Origin of the sequence: Nocardioides panacis (genome assembly GCF_019039255.1) — a bacterium.
Lineage (GTDB): Bacteria > Actinomycetota > Actinomycetes > Propionibacteriales > Nocardioidaceae > Nocardioides_B > Nocardioides_B panacis.
On record NZ_CP077062.1, the window covers coordinates 1,599,802 to 1,617,448 of the forward strand.

At 72.8% G+C, this 17,647-nt stretch carries 18 protein-coding genes and 3 pseudogenes; 11 read left to right on the forward strand and 10 right to left on the reverse strand.

Annotated elements, in window-relative coordinates; genetic code table 11:
- Positions 1–9 precede the first annotated feature (9 nt).
- On the forward strand, positions 10–765 hold the full coding sequence (locus KRR39_RS07715; protein ID WP_216941466.1) for a sulfite exporter TauE/SafE family protein: 756 nt from the start codon (positions 10–12) through the stop codon (positions 763–765).
- 8 nt (positions 766–773) lie between these two features.
- Here KRR39_RS07715 and KRR39_RS24515 read toward each other — a convergent pair.
- The 8 genes and pseudogenes from KRR39_RS24515 to KRR39_RS07760 all read right to left on the reverse strand — a co-directional run bounded on the left by KRR39_RS24515 (position 774) and on the right by KRR39_RS07760 (position 7,805).
- A pseudogene (locus tag KRR39_RS24515) lies at positions 774–1,554 on the reverse strand (maleylpyruvate isomerase N-terminal domain-containing protein).
- The gene (locus KRR39_RS07730) at positions 1,529–2,488 is read right to left on the reverse strand and encodes an alpha/beta hydrolase (protein ID WP_216941469.1); all 960 of its coding nucleotides are present in this window, start codon (positions 2,486–2,488) and stop codon (positions 1,529–1,531) included. The pseudogene KRR39_RS24515 and the gene KRR39_RS07730 overlap by 26 nt, the downstream one beginning before the upstream one ends.
- Before the next feature lie 73 nt (positions 2,489–2,561).
- Positions 2,562–4,103, reverse strand: a complete 1,542-nt coding sequence (locus KRR39_RS07735) for a catalase (RefSeq protein WP_216941470.1) — start codon at positions 4,101–4,103, stop codon at positions 2,562–2,564.
- Positions 4,104–4,152: 49 nt separating this feature from the next.
- On the reverse strand, positions 4,153–4,605 hold the full coding sequence (locus KRR39_RS07740; RefSeq protein WP_216941471.1) for a Fur family transcriptional regulator: 453 nt from the start codon (positions 4,603–4,605) through the stop codon (positions 4,153–4,155).
- A 46-nt stretch (positions 4,606–4,651) separates the two neighbouring features.
- Positions 4,652–5,599, reverse strand: a complete 948-nt coding sequence (locus tag KRR39_RS07745; RefSeq protein WP_216941472.1) for an ABC transporter ATP-binding protein — start codon at positions 5,597–5,599, stop codon at positions 4,652–4,654.
- Between the two features lies 1 nt (position 5,600).
- A complete protein-coding gene (locus tag KRR39_RS07750; RefSeq protein WP_254185591.1) occupies positions 5,601–6,425 on the reverse strand; it encodes an ABC transporter permease in 825 nt (274 codons plus the stop codon).
- Positions 6,418–7,215, reverse strand: coding sequence for an ABC transporter permease (locus KRR39_RS07755; protein WP_216941473.1), 798 nt, complete (start codon positions 7,213–7,215; stop codon positions 6,418–6,420). Before KRR39_RS07755 ends, KRR39_RS07750 begins: the two co-directional genes overlap by 8 nt.
- Before the next feature lie 62 nt (positions 7,216–7,277).
- A complete protein-coding gene (locus KRR39_RS07760; protein ID WP_216941474.1) occupies positions 7,278–7,805 on the reverse strand; it encodes a YbhB/YbcL family Raf kinase inhibitor-like protein in 528 nt (175 codons plus the stop codon).
- Positions 7,806–7,972: 167 nt separating this feature from the next.
- Between KRR39_RS07760 and KRR39_RS24520 the strand changes: the two are divergent.
- The 5 genes and pseudogenes from KRR39_RS24520 to KRR39_RS07780 all read left to right on the forward strand — a co-directional run.
- Positions 7,973–8,134, forward strand: a pseudogene (locus KRR39_RS24520) (nicotinate-nucleotide--dimethylbenzimidazole phosphoribosyltransferase); the annotation flags it as partial.
- 85 nt (positions 8,135–8,219) lie between these two features.
- Entirely contained in the window at positions 8,220–8,993 is a 774-nt protein-coding gene (locus tag KRR39_RS07765) for a nicotinate-nucleotide--dimethylbenzimidazole phosphoribosyltransferase (protein WP_254185592.1), read from the forward strand.
- Positions 8,990–10,234, forward strand: a complete 1,245-nt coding sequence (cobA, locus tag KRR39_RS07770) for a uroporphyrinogen-III C-methyltransferase (protein WP_216941475.1) — start codon at positions 8,990–8,992, stop codon at positions 10,232–10,234. Before KRR39_RS07765 ends, cobA begins: the two co-directional genes overlap by 4 nt.
- A complete protein-coding gene (locus KRR39_RS07775; protein WP_216941476.1) occupies positions 10,231–10,725 on the forward strand; it encodes a potassium channel family protein in 495 nt (164 codons plus the stop codon). Before cobA ends, KRR39_RS07775 begins: the two co-directional genes overlap by 4 nt.
- A gap of 9 nt (positions 10,726–10,734) precedes the next feature.
- The gene (locus KRR39_RS07780) at positions 10,735–11,538 is read left to right on the forward strand and encodes a TrmH family RNA methyltransferase (protein WP_216941477.1); all 804 of its coding nucleotides are present in this window, start codon (positions 10,735–10,737) and stop codon (positions 11,536–11,538) included.
- A 1-nt stretch (position 11,539) separates the two neighbouring features.
- On the opposite strand, the gene KRR39_RS07785 is transcribed toward KRR39_RS07780, so the two are convergent.
- Together KRR39_RS07785 and def are read right to left on the reverse strand one after the other, a co-directional pair.
- The gene (locus KRR39_RS07785) at positions 11,540–13,231 is read right to left on the reverse strand and encodes a sulfatase family protein (RefSeq protein WP_216941478.1); all 1,692 of its coding nucleotides are present in this window, start codon (positions 13,229–13,231) and stop codon (positions 11,540–11,542) included.
- On the reverse strand, positions 13,231–13,830 hold the full coding sequence (def, locus tag KRR39_RS07790) for a peptide deformylase (protein WP_216941479.1): 600 nt from the start codon (positions 13,828–13,830) through the stop codon (positions 13,231–13,233). Before def ends, KRR39_RS07785 begins: the two co-directional genes overlap by 1 nt.
- 88 nt (positions 13,831–13,918) lie before the next feature.
- Between def and KRR39_RS07795 the strand changes: the two genes are divergently transcribed.
- From KRR39_RS07795 to KRR39_RS07810, 5 genes and pseudogenes are all read left to right on the forward strand, one after another.
- Entirely contained in the window at positions 13,919–15,280 is a 1,362-nt protein-coding gene (locus KRR39_RS07795) for an acyl-CoA dehydrogenase family protein (protein ID WP_216941480.1), read from the forward strand.
- A gap of 410 nt (positions 15,281–15,690) precedes the next feature.
- Positions 15,691–15,750, forward strand: a pseudogene (locus KRR39_RS24525) (hypothetical protein); the annotation flags it as partial.
- Between the two features lie 76 nt (positions 15,751–15,826).
- Complete coding sequence (locus KRR39_RS24530; protein WP_254185593.1) at positions 15,827–16,507, forward strand: acyl-CoA dehydrogenase family protein; 681 nt, start codon at positions 15,827–15,829, stop codon at positions 16,505–16,507.
- 245 nt (positions 16,508–16,752) lie between these two features.
- Positions 16,753–17,388, forward strand: a complete 636-nt coding sequence (locus KRR39_RS07805; protein WP_254185594.1) for a hypothetical protein — start codon at positions 16,753–16,755, stop codon at positions 17,386–17,388.
- Positions 17,389–17,422: 34 nt separating this feature from the next.
- Complete coding sequence (locus KRR39_RS07810; protein WP_216941481.1) at positions 17,423–17,635, forward strand: hypothetical protein; 213 nt, start codon at positions 17,423–17,425, stop codon at positions 17,633–17,635.
- Positions 17,636–17,647: the final 12 nt, after the last annotated feature.

A 17,647-nucleotide genomic window follows, 5' to 3' on the forward strand; every position in this document is an offset into this window, starting at 1 on the left:
CCCCTGGAGATGGTGGCGATCTTCTTCGCGGGGATGGCCGCCGGCACCATCAACACCGTGGTGGGGTCGGGAACGTTGATCACGTTCCCGACCCTTCTCGCGATCGGGATCCCCCCGGTGACCGCGAACGTGTCCAACACCCTCGGCCTGGTGCCGGGCTCGCTGTCCGGGGCGATCGGCTACCGGCGCGAGCTGTCCGGCCAGCGCGAGCGGCTGCTGCGGCTCGGGTCCGCGTCCGTGCTCGGCGGCGTCAGCGGCGCCGTGCTGCTGCTGGTGCTGCCCGCGCAGGCGTTCCAGGCGATCGTGCCGGTGCTGATCGCGCTCGGCTGCGTGCTGGTCGTGCTCCAGCCGATGATCAGCCGGCGGGTGGCCGCCCGGGCCGCCGCCCGCGGCGTCGAGCGGCCCGAGCACGGCGCGCTCTGGGTGTGGCTGCTGGTGTACGGCGCCGGGGTGTACGGCGGCTACTTCGGCGCCGCGCAGGGCGTGCTGCTGATGGCCGTCCTCGGCGTCGGACTCACCGAGACGATGCAGCGCAACAACGCCACCAAGAACGTGCTCGCCCTGCTGGTCAACCTGGTGGCGGCGATCCTGTTCATCTTCGTGGCCGACATGAACTGGACCGTCGCGGGGCTGATCGCCGTGGGCTCGGTGATCGGCGGCCAGATCGGCGCCACCGTCGGGCGGCGGCTGCCGGCCTGGGCGCTGCGGGCGTTCATCGTGGCGGTCGGGGTCGCGGCCCTGACCCAGTTCCTGATCGGCAGCTGACCTGCGGGTCAGTCGGTGAAGCAGCGCGTCCGGAACCGGTCGAGCAGCTCCGCGGGCACGGCGGACGTGTCGACCTCGACGCGGCCGTAGAGCCAGAGCAGCAGGTCCGCGGCGCCGGCCTCGACCACCGGGCCGCCCGTGCCGCCCCGCTCGACGTGCACGGTGCCGGGCCGGGAGCCGTCGGACAGCGCCCAGCGGTCGCCGGTGTCGGCGGCGACGAGGGTGAACGCGCCGTCCAGGATGCCCTCCGGCGGGTCGTCCGGGTCCTCCTCGGAGGGGACGGAGAAGGCCAGGAACTCGTCGACCGAGTCGGCGGCGACCGCCGGGGAGATGACCAGCGCGTCACCGGCGGCGTGCACGGCGTCCCAGTGGTGCACCGCCGCCTCCTGGACCTGGTGGCGGGTCACGAAGGCGACGTCCTGCCGCCAGCCCGCCCAGGTCCAGCAGAAGTCGTCCTGGCCGGCCTCCCGGAGCACTGCGACGAGCCGGGCGGCCCCGGCCACGAAAGCGTCGACGAGCCCGTCGTCGGCGGCCCGCGCCGGTCGGCGGGACTCGTCGGGGGGGAGCGTCGAGCCGCTCCTCGACGATCGTGGCCCAGAACCAGTGCACCCCGGTGAGGTGGGAGACCAGGTCGGCCACCGACCACTCCGGGCAGTGCTCGACCCGCGCGTCGAGGTGGTCGCGGGTCGCGTCCGCGAAGCCGGCGCTGTGCACGGTGATCGCACCGAGGGCGTCGAAGGTCGAGAGCGTCATGGGAGGCAACCTAGCCGGGGGCTCCGACGTAGGCATCCATCCAGCGGGTGATCTCCTCGAACACCCGGGTCCGCACCGGCTCCGCGGACAGCGTGACGTCGTGCAGCGCACCCTCCACCCGGACCAGCGTGACGTGGTCGGCCAGCTTGTGGCCCCACTTCCGGATCAGCTCGACGTCCAGCACGATGTCGGTGCGCGAGCACGACTCGTCGTACTCCTTGGGGCGGCCGCTGGCCGCGGACGTGAGCACCAGCACGGGTGCCGTGACCGCGAGCCCCCGGTGCGCCCGCGCGTGCCCCCGGCGTACGGCGCGCAGCCAGCCGGCGTACACCGGCCAGGACTCGAGCGGCTTCCAGGCCAGGTCGAAGTCCCACTCGCCCTCGTGGGCGTGGTGCAGGCTGCGGGCGTAGAAGCCGGACACGTCGCGGGGGATCGTCAGGTGCGGCCGGCGTGCGCCGATCTGGTCGATCGCCTTGGTGCCGGCGGTGCGCAGCAGCAGGCTGCCCTGCAGGTCGAGCCAGGGGGAGTTGAGCACCAGCGCCGCCACCTCGGGGCCGCGGTCGTGCACCCACAGCGGGGTGACCAGGCCGCCGGTGGAGTGCGCGGTGACCACGACGTGGTGGTGGCCGTCCCGCTCGGTGATCCGCCGGTACGCCTCATCGAGCTCTTCGTAGTACGCGCCCAGGTCGGTGACGAAGTTCGGCGTCTGGTGCTCGCGCAGCGAGCGGCCGTACTTGCGCAGGTCCAGGGCGTAGAAGTCGTAGCCCCGCGCCACCCAGTAGTCGGCCGCCGCGGTCTGGAAGAAGTAGTCGGCGAAGCCGTGCACGTGCAGCACGGCCTTGCCGCGCGGCCCGCGCGAGGGCCGGTGCACGAGGGTGGCGACGACGGCGCCCTCCTCGTCGTCGGCCAGCTCGAGGGTCTCGGCGCGGTAGGGCCGGCCCAGGACGTCGACGGTGCGCTCGTGGGTCACGCCGCCATCCTGCCGTACGCCGACGGCCCGGCCCCCGTGAGGGGACCGGGCCGTCGGGTGCCTGCAGCCGCTGCTAGCCGGCGTGCGAGCGGGTGGTCTCCTCGATCACGCCACGACGCTCGGTCGGGCCGGGGGCCGGACCGTCCTCGGGGAGGCCGGCGTTGACCAGCTCCTCGATCTGCTTGCCGGTGTCCGCGTCCACGTTCTTCCAGTACTCCAGGACGCGCGGCAGGGTCTCCGGCTTCACACCGCCGAGGATGTGTCCCGCCACGTTGGTGACGAAGCGCCCGCGTGCAGCGTCGTCCCACACCTCGCGGACCAGCGTCCCGGCCTGGCCGAAGTCGTCGTCCTCGGCGCGCAGCGAGTAGGCGGAGCGCACCATCTCACCGTCCACCTCCCAGCTGTCCTCGGCGACACCGGTCTCGTCGCTGTACGGGTCCCCGTGGGAGTTCGGGGCGTACTTCGACCGGTCGCCGGTGTGGTCGTAGGCCATCGGACCGTCGAACTGGTAGGTGTAGGCGCCCTCGACCCGGTGCCGGTTGACCGGCAGCTGCTGGTAGTTCGGGCCGATGCGGTAGCGCTGGGTGTCGGCGTAGGCGAACACCCGGCCCTGGAGCATCTTGTCCGGGCTGGCCGCGATCCCGGGCACCAGCGAGCTCGGCGCGAAGCTGGCCTGCTCGATCTGGGCGAAGAAGTTGTCCGGGTTCTTGTCCAGCGTCATCGTGCCGACCTTGATCAGCGGGTAGTCGCTGTGCGGCCAGATCTTGGTGAGGTCGAACGGGTTGTAGCGGTAGGTCTTGGCCTCTTCGTAGGGCATCACCTGGACGCTGAGGGTCCAGGACGGGAAGTCGCCGTTCTCGATGGCGTCGTACAGGTCGCGACGGTGGAAGTCGGAGTCCTCGCCGGCGATCTCGTTGGCCGCCTCCTGCGTCAGGTTGCGGACGCCCTGGGCGGAGTGGAAGTGGTACTTCACCCAGAACTTCTCGCCGGCGGCGTTGATCCACATGAAGGTGTGCGACCCGTAGCCGTTCATCTCCCGCCAGGAGGCCGGGATGCCCCGGTCACCCATCAGGTAGGTGACCTGGTGGGCCGACTCCGGGTTGTTGACCCAGAAGTCCCACTGCATGTCGTTGTCGCGCAGGCCGCTGCCGCCGCGGCGCTTCTGCGAGCGGATGAAGTGCGGGAACTTGATGGTGTCGCGGATGAAGAACACCGGGGTGTTGTTGCCGACGAGGTCGTAGTTGCCCTCGGTCGTGTAGAACTTCAGCGCGAAGCCGCGCGGGTCGCGCCAGGTGTCCGGGCTGCCCTGCTCGCCGGCGACCGTGGAGAAGCGCGCCAGCATGTCGGTCTTCGCACCGGGCTGGAACAGCGCGGCCTTGGTGTAGGCCGACACGTCCTCGGTGGTCTCGAACGTGCCGAAGGCACCGGAGCCCTTGGCGTGCACGTTGCGCTCCGGCACGCGCTCGCGGTTGAAGTGCGCCATCTGCTCGAGGTTGTGGTGGTCGGTCAGCAGGATCGGACCGGTGTCGCCGAGGGTGAGCGAGTTGCGGTCGCTCGCCGCCGGGGATCCGGTGCCGGTCGTGGAGCCGGTGGGTCGGGCCTGGTTCTGGGTCATGGTCTCCTCCAGTTGTGCTGCTGGTCGCGTCGTGACGGTCGTACGGCGGTCAGGTGACCGTCGACCGGGTGGAACATGTGTCGCAGAGTCCCCAGAACGTCACCTCGGCCTCGTCGACCACGAACCCCGGCGCGTGCCGGTCGAGGTCGGAGGGGTCCAGGCAGGGGGCGGCCCCGGTCGCGCAGTCGACGTCCACCACGGCGCCGCAGCCGCGGCAGACCAGGTGGTGGTGGTTGTCGCCCACCCGGAGCTCGTAGCGGGCCGACGAGCCGGCGGGCTGGATGCGCCGGACGATGCCGCGGTCGGTGAGCGTGTTGAGCACGTCGTAGACGGCCTGCGTGGACACCTGGCCCACGTCGGCGCGGACCGCCCCGATCACCGTGTCGGCACCGGAGTGCGGGGTGGCGACCAGCGCGGCCATCACCGAGACCCGCTGCTTGGTCACCCGCAGGCCGTGCTCGCGCAGGGACTGGGCGGGGTCGGTGGTCGGGTCGGTGTGCATCGGTACGACTCAACCACCGTTTCTGGAGTGAGTCAAGAAAACTCGGTCAACTGCGCTGGTAGATCTCCCGGATGACCGCCTCGATGTCCGGCTCCTGGATGGACAGGTCGGCCACGTCGTAGGCCGCCGCCACCGCGGCGACCACCGGCGCGGCGCTCGCGCCCGCCGGGAAGCACAGCCACTGCCGCGGCCCCTCGACCTTCACCACCACCGCCCCCGGTACGTCGATCGCGGGGGCCTCGTCCACGAGGTCGACGACCAGCGTGCGGGTCGAGGCGCCCTGGTCGTGCAGCCCGGCCAGCGAGCCGTCGTACACGAGGGAGCCGCGGTCGATCACCATCACCCGCCGGCACAGCTGCTCGATGTCCTGCAGGTCGTGGGTGGTCAGCAGCAGCGTCACCTGCCGCTCGGCGTTCACCCGGCGCAGGAACTCCCGCAGCCGGCCCTTGCTGACCACGTCGAGACCGATCGTGGGCTCGTCGAGGTACAGGATCTCCGGGTCGTGCAGCAGCGCCGCCGCGATGTCGCCGCGCATCCGCTGCCCGAGCGACAGCTGCCGCACCGGGGTGTCCAGCAGGTCGCCGAGGTCGAGCAGCTCGGTGAACTCCGCGAGGTTGCGGCGGTGCCGGGCGGTGTCGACGCGGTAGATCCGGCGCAGCAGGTCGAACGAGTCGCGCAGCGGCAGGTCCCACCACAGCGTCGTTCTCTGGCCGAACACCACGCCGATCCGGCGGGTCAGCTCGACCCGGTTCCTCGACGGGTCGATGCCCGCGACGCTGAGCCGCCCGGAGGTCGGCACCAGGATGCCGGTGAGCATCTTGATCGTCGTGGACTTGCCGGCGCCGTTCGGCCCGATGTAGCCCACCATCTCGCCGCGCTCCACGGTGAACGACAGGTCGCGGACGGCCTGCACCACCTCCGTCGTACGGCGCAGGCGACCGGCCCGGCGGCGCACCGTGAAGTCCCGCCTCAGGTCCTCGACCTCGATCAGCACGTCAGCTCCCGGTGGATCGGTAGTGGCGCACGCCGGTCCGCCAGGCGAGGGCGGCCAGCGTGCACAGGACGAGGGCGACCACCGGCGCCGCGAAGCGCAGCCAGCCCGGCAGGCCGAAGGGGTCGGGAACGTCGAGGATGAACAGCGCGGGGTACCAGTTCACGAACGCCACCGGCACCAGGAAGGTGAGCGCCTTGACCACCTCGGTGGGGTAGATCGTGAGCGGGTACTGGGTCATCGTGTTCCCGCCGTAGGTGAAGGCGTTGGCGACCTCCGAGGCGTCCCCGCTGACGAACTGGAAGGTCGCGCCGAGCACGAACAGGCCCAGGAAGATGGCCGCGCCGCACACCAGCATCGAGCCCAGCATCGCCAGCCGCGCCGGGCCCCAGTCGACGTGCACGACGCTCAGCGACCAGGCCAGCACCGCGGCACCCTGGGCGATCCGGCCCACCCGGCGGAACGCGAACTCGTCGGCGCACATCTGCGCGAACACCCCGACCGGCCGGACCATCATCGCGTCGAAGGTGCCGAGCCGGACCCGCCGGCCCAGCCGCTCGACGTTGCCGACCGCGAGGTCCGCGAGCCCGAGGCAGACCGCCGTGGCGCCGTACAGGAAGCCGATCTCGCCGAGGCCGAAGCCGCCGAGCGCGTCGACGTTGGCGAACATGATCACGATCGCCACGAAGTCGACGCCGGTGATCACCAGGCTGGAGAGGGTGAGCACCACGAACGACGTGCGGTAGCTCCACCCGACGCGGACCCACATCCCGGCGAGGATCGTGAACGCGCGCAGGTCCCAGGCGACCCGCGCGACCCGGTCAGCCACCCTGGACCACCACCCGGCGGTCGGCCAGCCGGAGCACGCCGGAGCACCCGAGCAGCAGCACCGCGCCCCAGCCGGCCTGGAACGCCAGCCCGCCGAGCACGGCGGCGCCGTGCCGCTGCCCGAGCCAGATGTCGATCGGGACCTGCACGAACGCCGACCAGGGGAGCGCCAGGACCACGCTGCGGAACGGCTCGGGGAACAGCACCAGCGGGACGACGAGGCCGGAGAAGAACATCGCGAAGACCGACGAGAGCGTCAGCAGCCCGGTCTGGTCGAGCAGCCAGAAGGAGCTGGACGCGACGAGCATCCGGATCGAGAAGCTCACCACCACCCCCAGCGCCACCGAGACCAGGAAGGCCAGGTAGGTCAGCGGGGAGGTCGGGAAGTGCAGGTGGAAGAGCAGCGCGCCGACGATCGTGGGCGCGACGCCCCGGGTGAGCAGGTGGTACGCCGCGCGTCCGAGGTCCCCGGCCAGGAACCAGCCGAGGAAGCTCACCGGCCGGTAGAGGTCGATCGCCACGTCGCCGGTGCGGATGCGTTCGGCCACGTCGTCGGTGGTGCCGCCGTTCCAGATCGCGATCGTCATGATCATCGCCTGGGCCAGCCAGCAGTAGGTGAGCGCGTCGGTGACGTCGTACCCGCCGGCGTGCGGGTTCTCCTTCCACACAGCGATGTAGGAGAAGGAGATGATCACGCCGAACACCGAGTTGGTGAAGATGCCGGCGAGGGTCGCCGCGGTGTAGGTCGAGTAGCGCCGGAACGAGCTCAGCGCGACGGCGACGTACAGCACGGCTTCCCCCTGGTCGGTCCGCGCGAGGCGGGCCGCTCACTCTACGCGAGGGGTGCGACGGCTCAGTGCTGGTAGGTGCCCTTCAGGACGGCGCGGCCGGCGGTCTTGAACGCCAGGTTGAACGACACGACCGCGGGCGACGCGTCGGCGTCCACGCCGAGCTTCTCCTCGGTCACCGCGTGCACGACGAAGTAGTAGCGGTGCACCTGGTCACCTGCGGGCGGCGCGGCGCCCATGAAGCCGTGGCCGCCGCCGTCGTTGCGGCACATGAACGCCCCGCCGGGCAGCTCGGCGCCCTCGGCACCGGCACCGGCGTCCAGGCTCGTGACGTCCGCGGGCAGGTCCACGAGCACCCAGTGCCAGAACCCCGACGGGGTCGGGGCGTCCGGGTCGAAGCACGTCACCGTGAAGCTCTTGGTGCCCTCCGGGGCGCCGGACCAGCTCAGCTGCGGGGAGGTGTTGCCGGCGTCGGCGACCTGGTCGTCCTTGAGGGGCCGGCCCTCGGTCACGTCGTCGCTGGTGACGGTGAACGACGGCACGGACGGGAGCAGCTCGTAGGGGTCGGGGCTGACGGGACGGTCGAGGCTCATGGATTCTCCTTCACGCAGGCACGGCGGGACATCGCCGAACATAGCGCGGGGTCCCGCCCATCGGGCCCGTCCGGGACGCGAGGGCCGGGGCGGGGAGAATGGCCCGCATGACCGACCCCCGCCTGTCCGAGGTGCTGTCCGCGATCGAGCCGCTCGACGAGGAGGCGATGACCGACGCCCGCGCACGCCAGGCCCAGCTCACCAAGCCGGCCGGGTCGCTCGGCGCCCTCGAGGCGGCGTCGGTGCGGCTCTGCGGCATCCAGCGGACCTGCCCGCCCGCCGCGCTCGCCCGCCCGGTGGTGGCCGTCTTCGCGGGCGACCACGGGGTGCACGCGCAGGGCGTGACGCCCTGGCCGCAGGAGGTCACCGCCTCGATGATCGCGAACTTCCGCGCCGGGGGGAGCCGCGGTCAACGTGCTGGCGCGGCAGGCCGGCGCGGACGTGTTCGTCGTGGACATGGGGGTCGCGGCGGACCTGGTGGCCGGCCCCGACCTGTTCGACCACAAGGTCCGGAAGGGTACGTCGGACCTGGCGACCGGCCCGGCGATGAGCCGCGACGAGGCCGTGCAGGCGCTGCTGGCGGGCGTCGAGGTCGCGCACCGGCTGGTCGCGGAGGGCTACGACTGCCTGCTCACCGGCGACATGGGCATCGCGAACACCACCCCGTCGGCCGCGCTCGTCGCGGCCTTCACCGGCTCCGCCCCCGGCCGGGTGACCGGACGGGGCACCGGGGTCGACGACCCGACCCTGGGCCGCAAGGTGCAGGTGATCGCCTCGGCGCTCCTCGACCGGCCGGTCACGGACGACCCGGTGGAGACGCTCGCCTCGCTCGGCGGCTTCGAGCACGCCGGGATCGCCGGCTTCGTGCTGGGCGCCGCGGCGCTGCGGGTGCCGGTGATCCTCGACGGCGTGATCGCCGGGGCCGCCGCGCTGGTCGCGCAGGCCCTGGCGCCCGCGGCCGTAGGGCACTGCTTCGCCGGCCACCGCAGCGTCGAGCCCGGTCACGCGGTCGCCCTGGACCGGCTCGGCCTGCGCCCGCTGGTCGACCTCGACCTGCGGCTCGGGGAGGGCACCGGGGCGGTGCTGTCGTTCCCGATCGTGGAGTCCGCCGGCGCCCTGCTGCGCGAGATGGCGACCTTCGACTCCGCCGGGGTGGCCCGCAAGGACGCGGGGGAGGAGCTCGCGTGAACGACGACTTCCCGCCGTACCCCTCCGGGCTGCGGCTGCAGGGCCGCCGGGTGCTGGTCGTCGGCGGCGGCCACGTCGCCCAGCGCCGGATCCCGCGGCTGATCGCCTCCGGCGCCGACGTCGTCGTGGTCTCGCCGGTCACCACCCCGGCCGTCGAGGGCCTGGCGGGAGCCGGGGAGATCACCTGGCACGAGCGCGGCTTCACCGACGGCGACACCACCGACGCGTGGTACGTCATCGCGGCCACCGACGACGAGGCCGTCAACGACCGGGTCAGCGCCGAGTGCGAGGCGCAGCGGATCTTCTGCGTGCGCGCCGACGACGCGACCCTGGCCACCGCCTGGACGCCCGCGGTGGGCCGGCACGCCGGGGTCACGGTCGCGGTCCTGGCCAACCGGGAGCCCCGCAAGTCCGCCGCGGTCCGCGACGCCGTCGTGGCCGCGCTCCGCGACGGCAAGATCGCGGCACCGCACGACGAGGACCGCACCCCCGGCGTGGTGCTCGTCGGCGGCGGTCCCGGCGACCCGGAGCTGGTCACCCTCGCGGCGCGGCGCGCGCTGAGCGAGGCCGACGTGGTCGTCACCGACCGGCTCGCGCCGCGCGAGCTCCTCGACGAGCTCGCGCCCGACGTCGAGCTGATCGACGTCAGCAAGCTGCCCCGCGGGCGGTCCGCGGCCCAGGAGGAGATCAACCGCGTCATCGTCGACCGGGCGCTCGCCGGCAAGCGTGTGGTGCGCTTCAAGGGCGGCGACTCGTTCGTCTACGGCCGGGGCTACGAGGAGGCGCTCGCCTGCCAGGAGGCCGGCGTCCCGTGGACCGTGATCCCCGGGCTGACCAGTGCCATCTCGGTGCCCGCGGTCGCCGGCATCCCGGTCACCCACCGCGGCGTCGCCCACGAGTTCACGGTGATCTCCGGGCACCTGCCGCCCGACCACGCCGACTCGCTGGTCGAGTGGGACGCGGTGGCCCGGCTGCGGGGGACCGTCGTGCTGCTGATGGCGGTGCAGAACCTGCCGCTCATCGCCGACCGGCTCGTGGCCGGCGGGCGGAGCGCGCACACCCCGCTGGCGATCGTGTCCGAGGGCACGATGCCGGGCGAGCGTACGCTCTTGAGCACGCTGGGTTCGGTCACCGAGGACATGGCCCGCGAGCAGGTCCGCCCGCCCGCCATCGTGGTGATCGGCGACGTCGTCGCGGTGGCCAACCCGGAGCGCTACGCAGCGGAACGGGAGACGACGTGACGGACCGACGACACCATCTTCCCGCCTGGTTCACCGGCGTCGCGCCGCTGCCGGGCATCCTGCTGCTGTACTTCGCCGTCCCGCTGCGTCCCCCGGACACGAGCGTGCACCTCGGGGTGTCCGTCCTGCTCACCCTCATCGGCATCTCCCTGGTCGCGGCGGTGATCATCCGCGAGGCCAAGGGGCTGTCCTCGGGCGACGAGCGGCACATCACCGTCGTGCACCTGGTGGCCCTGGTCGAGGTGGCGATGGTCACCTTCGCGCTCGCCTACTACACGATGGCGATCCACAGCCAGCAGCAGATGTCCGGGATCCGCACCCGGCTGGACGCGCTGTACTTCTCCGCGACCACCACGACCACCGTCGGGTACGGCGACATCCACCCGATCGGGCAGCTGGCCCGCGGCCTGGCCACGGTCCAGGTCAGCTTCGACGTGGTCTTCGTCGCAGCGCTCGCGGGGCTGATCGGACGGACCCTGCGCGAACGGTAGGTTGCGCGGGTGGCCGTGCTGATCGACATCGACGACGCCGAGGACCCGCGGCTCTCCGACTACCGCGACCTGCGCGACGTGCAGCTCCGCAAGAACCTCGAGGCCGAGCACGGCCTGTTCCTCGCCGAGGGCGAGAAGGTGGTCCGCCGCGCGCTGGAGACCGGCTTCCCCGCCCGGTCGTTCCTGATGGCGCCGCGCTGGCTCGACGGGCTGGCCGACGTGCTCGCCACCAGCGACGCACCGTGCTACGTGATGCCCGAGTCGCTGGCCGAGCAGGTCACCGGCTTCCACGTGCACCGCGGGGCGCTCGCCTCGCTGGAGCGCCGGCCGCTGCCCAGCGTGGAGAGCGTGCTGGCCGGCGCCCGCACCGTCGTGGTGCTCGAGGACATCGTCGACCACACGAACGTCGGGGCGATCTTCCGCTCCGCGGCCGCCCTGGGCGTCGACGCGGTGCTGCTCGCGCCGCGCTGCGCCGACCCGCTCTACCGCCGCTCGGTCAAGGTCGCGATGGGCGCGGTCTTCACCGTGCCCTACGCCCGCCTCGAGGACTGGTACGACGCCCTGCCGCAGGTCTCGGCCGCGGGCTTCACCACGGTCGCGCTGACGCTGGCCGACGACGCCCGCGAGATCGAGCAGGCGGTCGCCGGGCTGGACCGGGTCGCGCTGGTCCTCGGCAGCGAGGGGCACGGGCTGTCCCCGCGCTGGGAGCAGTCGGCCGACCGTCGCGCGGTGATCCCGATGCGCGAGGGCATCGACTCGCTGAACGTCGCCGCCGCCACCGCCGTGGCGTGCTACCTGACGATGCGGCGCTGAGTCAGCGCCAGTAGCCGTAGCGCTTCTGCACCCCGCGCGACTGGGTGTTCGTGCCGGCCTCGTTCTCGCGCGGCGTGCGCTGGAACCGGTCCGGCAGGGGAGTGCGGCAGGCCTCGCCGACGCAGTCCTTGTAGGCCAGCCAGACCGCCTGCAGCCGGTCCCGGGCCTCGGCGTACGCCGGGTCGGAGATCCGGTTCTGCAGCTCGTTCGGGTCGGCGTCGAGGTCGTACAGCTCGCCGTCGCCGTCGGAGTAGCGGACGTACTTCCAGCGTCCGGTCCGCACCCCGATCGTGTTGCGCGCGTCGTGGAACCCGGCGGCCTTGAGGAACGGGTCCTGCGGGAACACCCGGCCGGACTCCAGCCCCTCGGTGACCACCGGGACCGACCAGCCGTGGTCGGCGGTGACCGAGGAGGCCACCGAGACGCCGTCCTCGGGGTAGGGCATCAGCGAGGTCGCGCCGGCGAGCTCGGCGATCGTGGCGGTGACCCCGGGGGTGGTGACCGGGTCGAAGCGCTCGCCGTGCGGGATGCCTCGCCCGGCCATCACGAACGGCACCCGCAGCGAGGGCTCGTGCGGCTTGATCTTGCCCTGCCGCTGCCGGTGCTCGCCGAGGAAGTAGCCGTTGTCGGAGGTGAACATGAAGACCGTGTTGGCGTACTCCCCGGTGGCCTTCAGCCGCGCCACCAGGCGGGCGACCTCCTGGTCGAGCACGAACAGCGCCTCGGCCCGCTGCCGGGTCAGCGCCCGGACGCCGTACCACTCGGCGGTGCTGAGCTCGGGGGCCTTGTCCATCGGGCGCGGCTTGTCGGAGATGTCGGCCTCGCTCGGGCCGCCGCCGACCGGGCGTCCGGACGCCCGGGTGATCTGCCGGTCGAACCTGCCGCGCACCCACGTCGGCCGGGCCGGGGTGGCGATCCGGCTGAACCCGCCGTCGGTGCGCGCCACGTGGCTCGGGTCGCCCTTCTCGCGCGGGCCCCCGAAGTGCGGTGCGACCGCCGAGAGGTAGAGGAAGAACGGCCGCGGCGAGCGGTGGTACTTCGTCACCAGGCCGCGGGCGAAGCGGCCCAGCACGTTGGTCTGGTACTGGCCCTGGTGGGTGTCGTCGATGCGGCCGTTCACGTTGAAGATCGTGTGCAGGTAGTTGTAGGTGCCGCCCGAGCGGTAGCCGCTGCCCGCGGGGCGCTCCACGGCGCCGTACCAGTCGGTCCAGCCGGCCGGGACGTAGTGGAAGGAGGGTCCGCCGGTGACCAGGGAGGGCTGGGCGCCGTACCCGTTGAGGTACTTCCCGACGAAGCCGGTCTGGTAGCCGGCCTGGTGCAGCGCGGTGGCGATCGTCGCGTGGTCGTCGAAGGACTGGAACCCGTACGGGTCCTCGTGGGAGTAGACGTGGTGGTTGTGCGCGTAGCGGCCGGTCAGGAACGACGCGCGGGCCGGGCAGCACAGCGGGTAGGGGCTGAACGAGTTGCGGAAGGTCAGCCCGTGCCCGACCAGCAGCCGGCGCACCGACGGCATGAAGCGCAGGTCGTCGGTGCGCATGTCGTCGGCCATCACCACCACCACGTTGGGCTTGGTGGAGGCCGCGGCGGCCGAGACCACCGGCGGCCCGCTCGGCGCGGGGTCGTCGGGGGTGAGGGCGAGCAGGGAGAGCAGCAGCGCGGCGGCGAGGGTCCCGAGAAGGAGCAGCCTGCGCATCAGCCGGCGCCGACCGGCCAGCCCGGGGGGAAGTCCTCGGCGGCGCCGTCGGCCTCCTTGAACAGCCGCTTGCGGGAGCGCTTGTTCAGCCGGTCGCCGAAGACCGTGCCGTGGCAGTGGTCCGACTCGTGCTGGAGGCAGCGGGCGAACAGGCCGTCGCCGGCGAACCGGACCGGCCGGCCGTCGAGGTCCTGCCCCTCGACCTGGGCGTACGACGGGCGCGCGCACGGCACGAACGCGCCCGGCAGCGAGAGGCAGCCCTCCTCGCCGTCGTCGAGGCGGCGGTCGCGCCCCTCGGGAAGGAACAGCTCGGGGTTGCAGACCACGCCCACGTGCCGGACGCCCTGGTCGTCGGGGCAGTCGAAGACGAACACCGAGCGGTCCACGCCGATCTGGCAGGCCGCGAGGCCGACGCCGTCGGCGGCGTACATCGTGGCGACCATGTCCGCGACCAGCGCCCGCAGCTCGTCGTCGAAGGCGGTGACCGGCTCCTGGGTGCGGTGCATCACCGGCTCGCCCCACCGGGTGATCGGGCGCACGGTGCCGCCCTCCGGGAGGGCCGAAGAGGGGGTCGACGGGGCGTCGGACTGCTCGGACATGGCACAGAACCTAGCCGACGGGCCCGCGTGACCCGCGCCACGCCACGGTCCGTGGCGTGGTGTGTAACTCACAGTTACAGTAAGTCGCATGCCCGTCCCCCAGACGCCCCGCGGCCGCACCCGACGCCACGGGTTGACCTCCGGTGAGAAGCAGGACCCGATCGGCCTCGCCGTCGCGGTCCTGAACCGCCTCGCCCGGTCCTCCGCGCTCGACCGGTTCGGGCTGCGCGGGCCCACCGAGCGGGTGGTGTTCGAGGCGACCCGCACCGGCTTCCGCACGCTCGGCGCCGCCAGCCGCCCGTTCACCCGGGCCGGCTCGCGGCACGGCGCCCCCGCCCGGGTGCCCGCCGCGACCGGGGCCGGGCTCTTCGACCTGACCCCGACCGAGGACGAGCAGATGCTCGTCGACGTGGTCCGGGAGTACGCCGCCGAGGTGGTCCGGCCCGCCGCCGCGGAGGCCGACGACCTCGCCGCCGCCCCCGAGGCGGTCCTCAAGGCCGGCCTCGACATCGGGCTGCCGATCCTCGGCGTGCCCGAGGACCTCGGCGGGATCTCCTCCGAGCGGTCCGCGATGGCCGGCACGCTGGTCGCCGAGGCGCTCGCCCACGGCGACCTCGGCCTGGCCGTCGCGACGCTGGCCCCCGGTGCGGTGAGCACCGCCCTGTCGCTGTGGGGGAGCGACGAGCAGCAGGCGACGTACCTGCCGGCGTTCACCGGCGACGAGGTGCCGGCCGCCGCGCTCGCCCTGACCGAGCCCCGCCCGCTGTTCGACCCGCTCACCCCGGCGACCGTGGCGGTCGCGGACGGCGACGGGTACGTGCTGGACGGGGTGAAGTCGATGGTCCCGCGCGGCGCGGAGGCCGAGCTGTTCGTCGTCGGCGCCGAGCTCGACGGGGAGCCGCGGTTGTTCCTGGTCGAGTCCGGCACCCCCGGTCTGGTGGTCGAGGCCGAGCCGTCGATGGGGCTGCGCGGCGCCTCGCTCGCGCGCCTGGTGCTCACCGGCGTGCGGGTCGGCGACCTGGCCCCGCTGGGCGGCACCGAGGACTACCGCGAGTGCGTGCGGCTGTCCCGGCTGGCCTGGTGCGCGCTGTCGCTGGGCACCGCGCAGGCCGTCCTGGACTACGTGATCCCCTACGTCAACGAGCGGGAGGCGTTCGGCGAGCCGATCAGCCACCGGCAGAGCGTGGCCTTCATGGTGGCCGACATCGGCATCGAGCTGAACGGCATGCGGCTGGTGACCTACCGGGCGGCCTCCCGTGCCGCGCAGGGCAAGAGCTTCGCCCGCGAGGTCGCCCTGGCCCGTCGGCTGTGCGCCGAGAAGGGCATGCGGATCGGCAACGACGGGGTGCAGCTGCTCGGTGGTCACGGCTTCGTCAAGGAGCACCCGGTCGAGCGGTGGTACCGCGACCTCCGAGCGATCGGACTGATGGAAGGCGGGGTGCTGGTCTGATGATCAACCTCGAAACGCCCAGGAAGTTCCGCCCCCTGATCGGCAACGCCCACCAGGTCGCGACGAACATGCTCCGACCCAGCTCGCGGAAGTACGACACCCTCGAGCACGCGTACCCCCAGGAGCTCGACATGCTCGCCGCGATGGTCGACGGGCTCTCCGCGTCCGGTGCGGCCAGCGGCGCCGGCGCGTCCGGCGTACGTCGCGGGGAGGACGACCCGGCCGCGAGGTCGAAGGACGCCGGCACCAGGAACGGCTCCCACCTCGCGTCCGTGCTGTCGATCATGGAGATGTGCTGGGGCGACGTCGGCCTGCTTCTGTCGATGCCGCGGCAGGGGCTCGGCAACTCCGCGATCGCCTCGGTCGCCAACGACGAGCAGGCCGAGCGGTTCAAGGGGGTGTGGGCCGCGATGGCGATCACCGAGCCCGGCGTCGGGTCGGACTCGGCGAAGATCCGGACCACCGCGACCCTGGACGGCGACGACTACGTCCTCAACGGCGAGAAGATCTACGTCACCGCGGGGGGAGCGCTGCGACCACGTGGTCGTGTGGGCGACCCTCGACCCGGCACAGGGGCGGGCGGCGATCAAGTCCTTCGTGGTGCCCAAGGGCACGCCCGGCATGACCCTGGAGCGCCTCGAGCACAAGCTCGGGATCCGCTCGTCGGACACCGCGGCGTTCCGCTTCGTGGACTGCCGGGTGCCCAAGGAGAACCTGCTGGGCGACCCCGACGTGGACACCCAGCAGGGCTTCGCCGGCGCGATGGCCACCTTCGACAACACCCGCCCGCTGGTCGCCGCGATGGCCGTCGGCTGCGCCCGGGCCTCGCTGGAGCTGACCCGCGAGCTGTTGGAGGAGGCCGGCGTCGTCATCGACTACGACCGCCCCGCGCTCACCCAGTCGGCGGCGGCCGCGACGTTCCTGCAGCTCGAGTCCGACTACGAGGCGGCCTACCTGCTCACGCTGAAGGCCGCCTGGATGGCCGACAACGGGCAGCCCAACTCGCTGGAGGCCTCGATGGCCAAGGCGAAGGCCGGCCGCACGGGCAGCGACGTGACGCTCCGCTGCGTCGAGCTCGCCGGCAGCATCGGCTACAGCGAGCACGACCTGCTCGAGAAGTGGGCCCGGGACTCCAAGATCCTGGACATCTTCGAGGGCACCCAGCAGATCCAGCAGCTGATCGTGGCCCGCCGGCTGCTGGGGTTGTCCAGCACCCAGCTGAAGTAGGCCCGCGCTCCACACCGTCGCCACTGGCCTCACCGCCGCCTGCGGTACCGGACCTCACCGGTGGGCAGCCGCTGGAGGTCGAAGGCGCCGTCGTGCGCCCGGCGGTGGTGGAAGCCGCAGAGCGGCACGGCGTTGTGGAGGTCGGGCACCTGCGGGACGCCGCCCAGGACGACCGCGATGATGCCCGGGCACGTCGACCCCGTCGCCGGCGGCCGTGACGGGCGGCGCCGAGCCGCCTCCGGTGCATGACGGTCAACAGGGCGGGCACGATGAGCCGCATGAAGCTCTACGCCGACGGCCCCGCCCGTCGCACCCGTCAGATGCTCGGCGACGTGCTCCTCGTGCTCTGGGTGGCGCTCTGGATCCGGCTCGCGCAGGTGGTGCACGACGCGACGCTGGCGCTGGCCACCCCCGGGCACAAGATCGAGGCGGCCGGCGGCGGACTGGCCGACCGGCTCCGCGACGCCGGGTCCGCGGTCGGCGACGTGCCGCTGGTCGGCGACCAGGTGCGCTCGCCGTTCGACGGCGCCGGCCGGGCGGCCGACCAGATCGCCGCCGCGGGCGCCTCGCAGGTCGCGGCCGTCGAGCACCTCGCGCACTGGCTCGGCCTCGCCGTGGGAGCGCTGCCGATCCTGCTCGTGGTGCTGGTCTACCTGCCGCTGCGCTGGCGGTTCGTCCGCGAGGCCAGCGCCGGACAGCGGTTCATCGACTCCAGCGCCGACCTCGACCTGTTCGCGCTGAGGGCGATGTCCCGCCAGCCGATGCACCGGATCGCGCGGATCAGCGCCGACCCCGTGCGCGCGTGGCGGGAGGGCGACCCGGACGTCGTACGGGCCCTGGCGGTGCTGGAGCTCAAGGAGGCGGGGCTGACCCCGCCGTGAGTGTGCTCCCGCCACACCTGGGTACGGCGGCCCCATGAGCGACAACAGCGACCTGAGGAACGAAGAGGACAACGAGGCAGTGCAGGCGGTCGTGGACCGGGTGCTGTCCTACCAGAGCGGTGCGCCGGCGGACACCGTGCGCAGCGAGCTCGAGAAGGGGCTGTCCGAGATCGGCGAGTCCCGCTCCGAGGAGTGGCTGACCGACAACGCTGCGCGGATCAGGGACGCGGACCCGGCCGGCGCCTGACCCCGGGCCGGG

Bases quoted from the DNA above. Each gene is read 5' to 3' on its own strand.
- KRR39_RS07735 (WP_216941470.1), bottom strand. From the start codon at position 4,103: ATGACCCAGAACCAGGCCCGACCCACCGGCTCCACGACCGGCACCGGA.
- KRR39_RS07740 (WP_216941471.1), bottom strand. From the start codon at position 4,605: ATGCACACCGACCCGACCACCGACCCCGCCCAGTCCCTGCGCGAGCAC.
- KRR39_RS07760 (WP_216941474.1), bottom strand. From the start codon at position 7,805: ATGAGCCTCGACCGTCCCGTCAGCCCCGACCCCTACGAGCTGCTCCCG.
- KRR39_RS07810 (WP_216941481.1), top strand. From the start codon at position 17,423: ATGAGCGACAACAGCGACCTGAGGAACGAAGAGGACAACGAGGCAGTG.
- KRR39_RS07795 (WP_216941480.1), top strand. From the start codon at position 13,919: ATGCCCGTCCCCCAGACGCCCCGCGGCCGCACCCGACGCCACGGGTTG.
- def (WP_216941479.1), bottom strand. From the start codon at position 13,830: ATGTCCGAGCAGTCCGACGCCCCGTCGACCCCCTCTTCGGCCCTCCCG.
- KRR39_RS07785 (WP_216941478.1), bottom strand. From the start codon at position 13,231: ATGCGCAGGCTGCTCCTTCTCGGGACCCTCGCCGCCGCGCTGCTGCTC.
- KRR39_RS07715 (WP_216941466.1), top strand. From the start codon at position 10: ATGGTGGCGATCTTCTTCGCGGGGATGGCCGCCGGCACCATCAACACC.
- KRR39_RS07805 (WP_254185594.1), top strand. From the start codon at position 16,753: ATGACGGTCAACAGGGCGGGCACGATGAGCCGCATGAAGCTCTACGCC.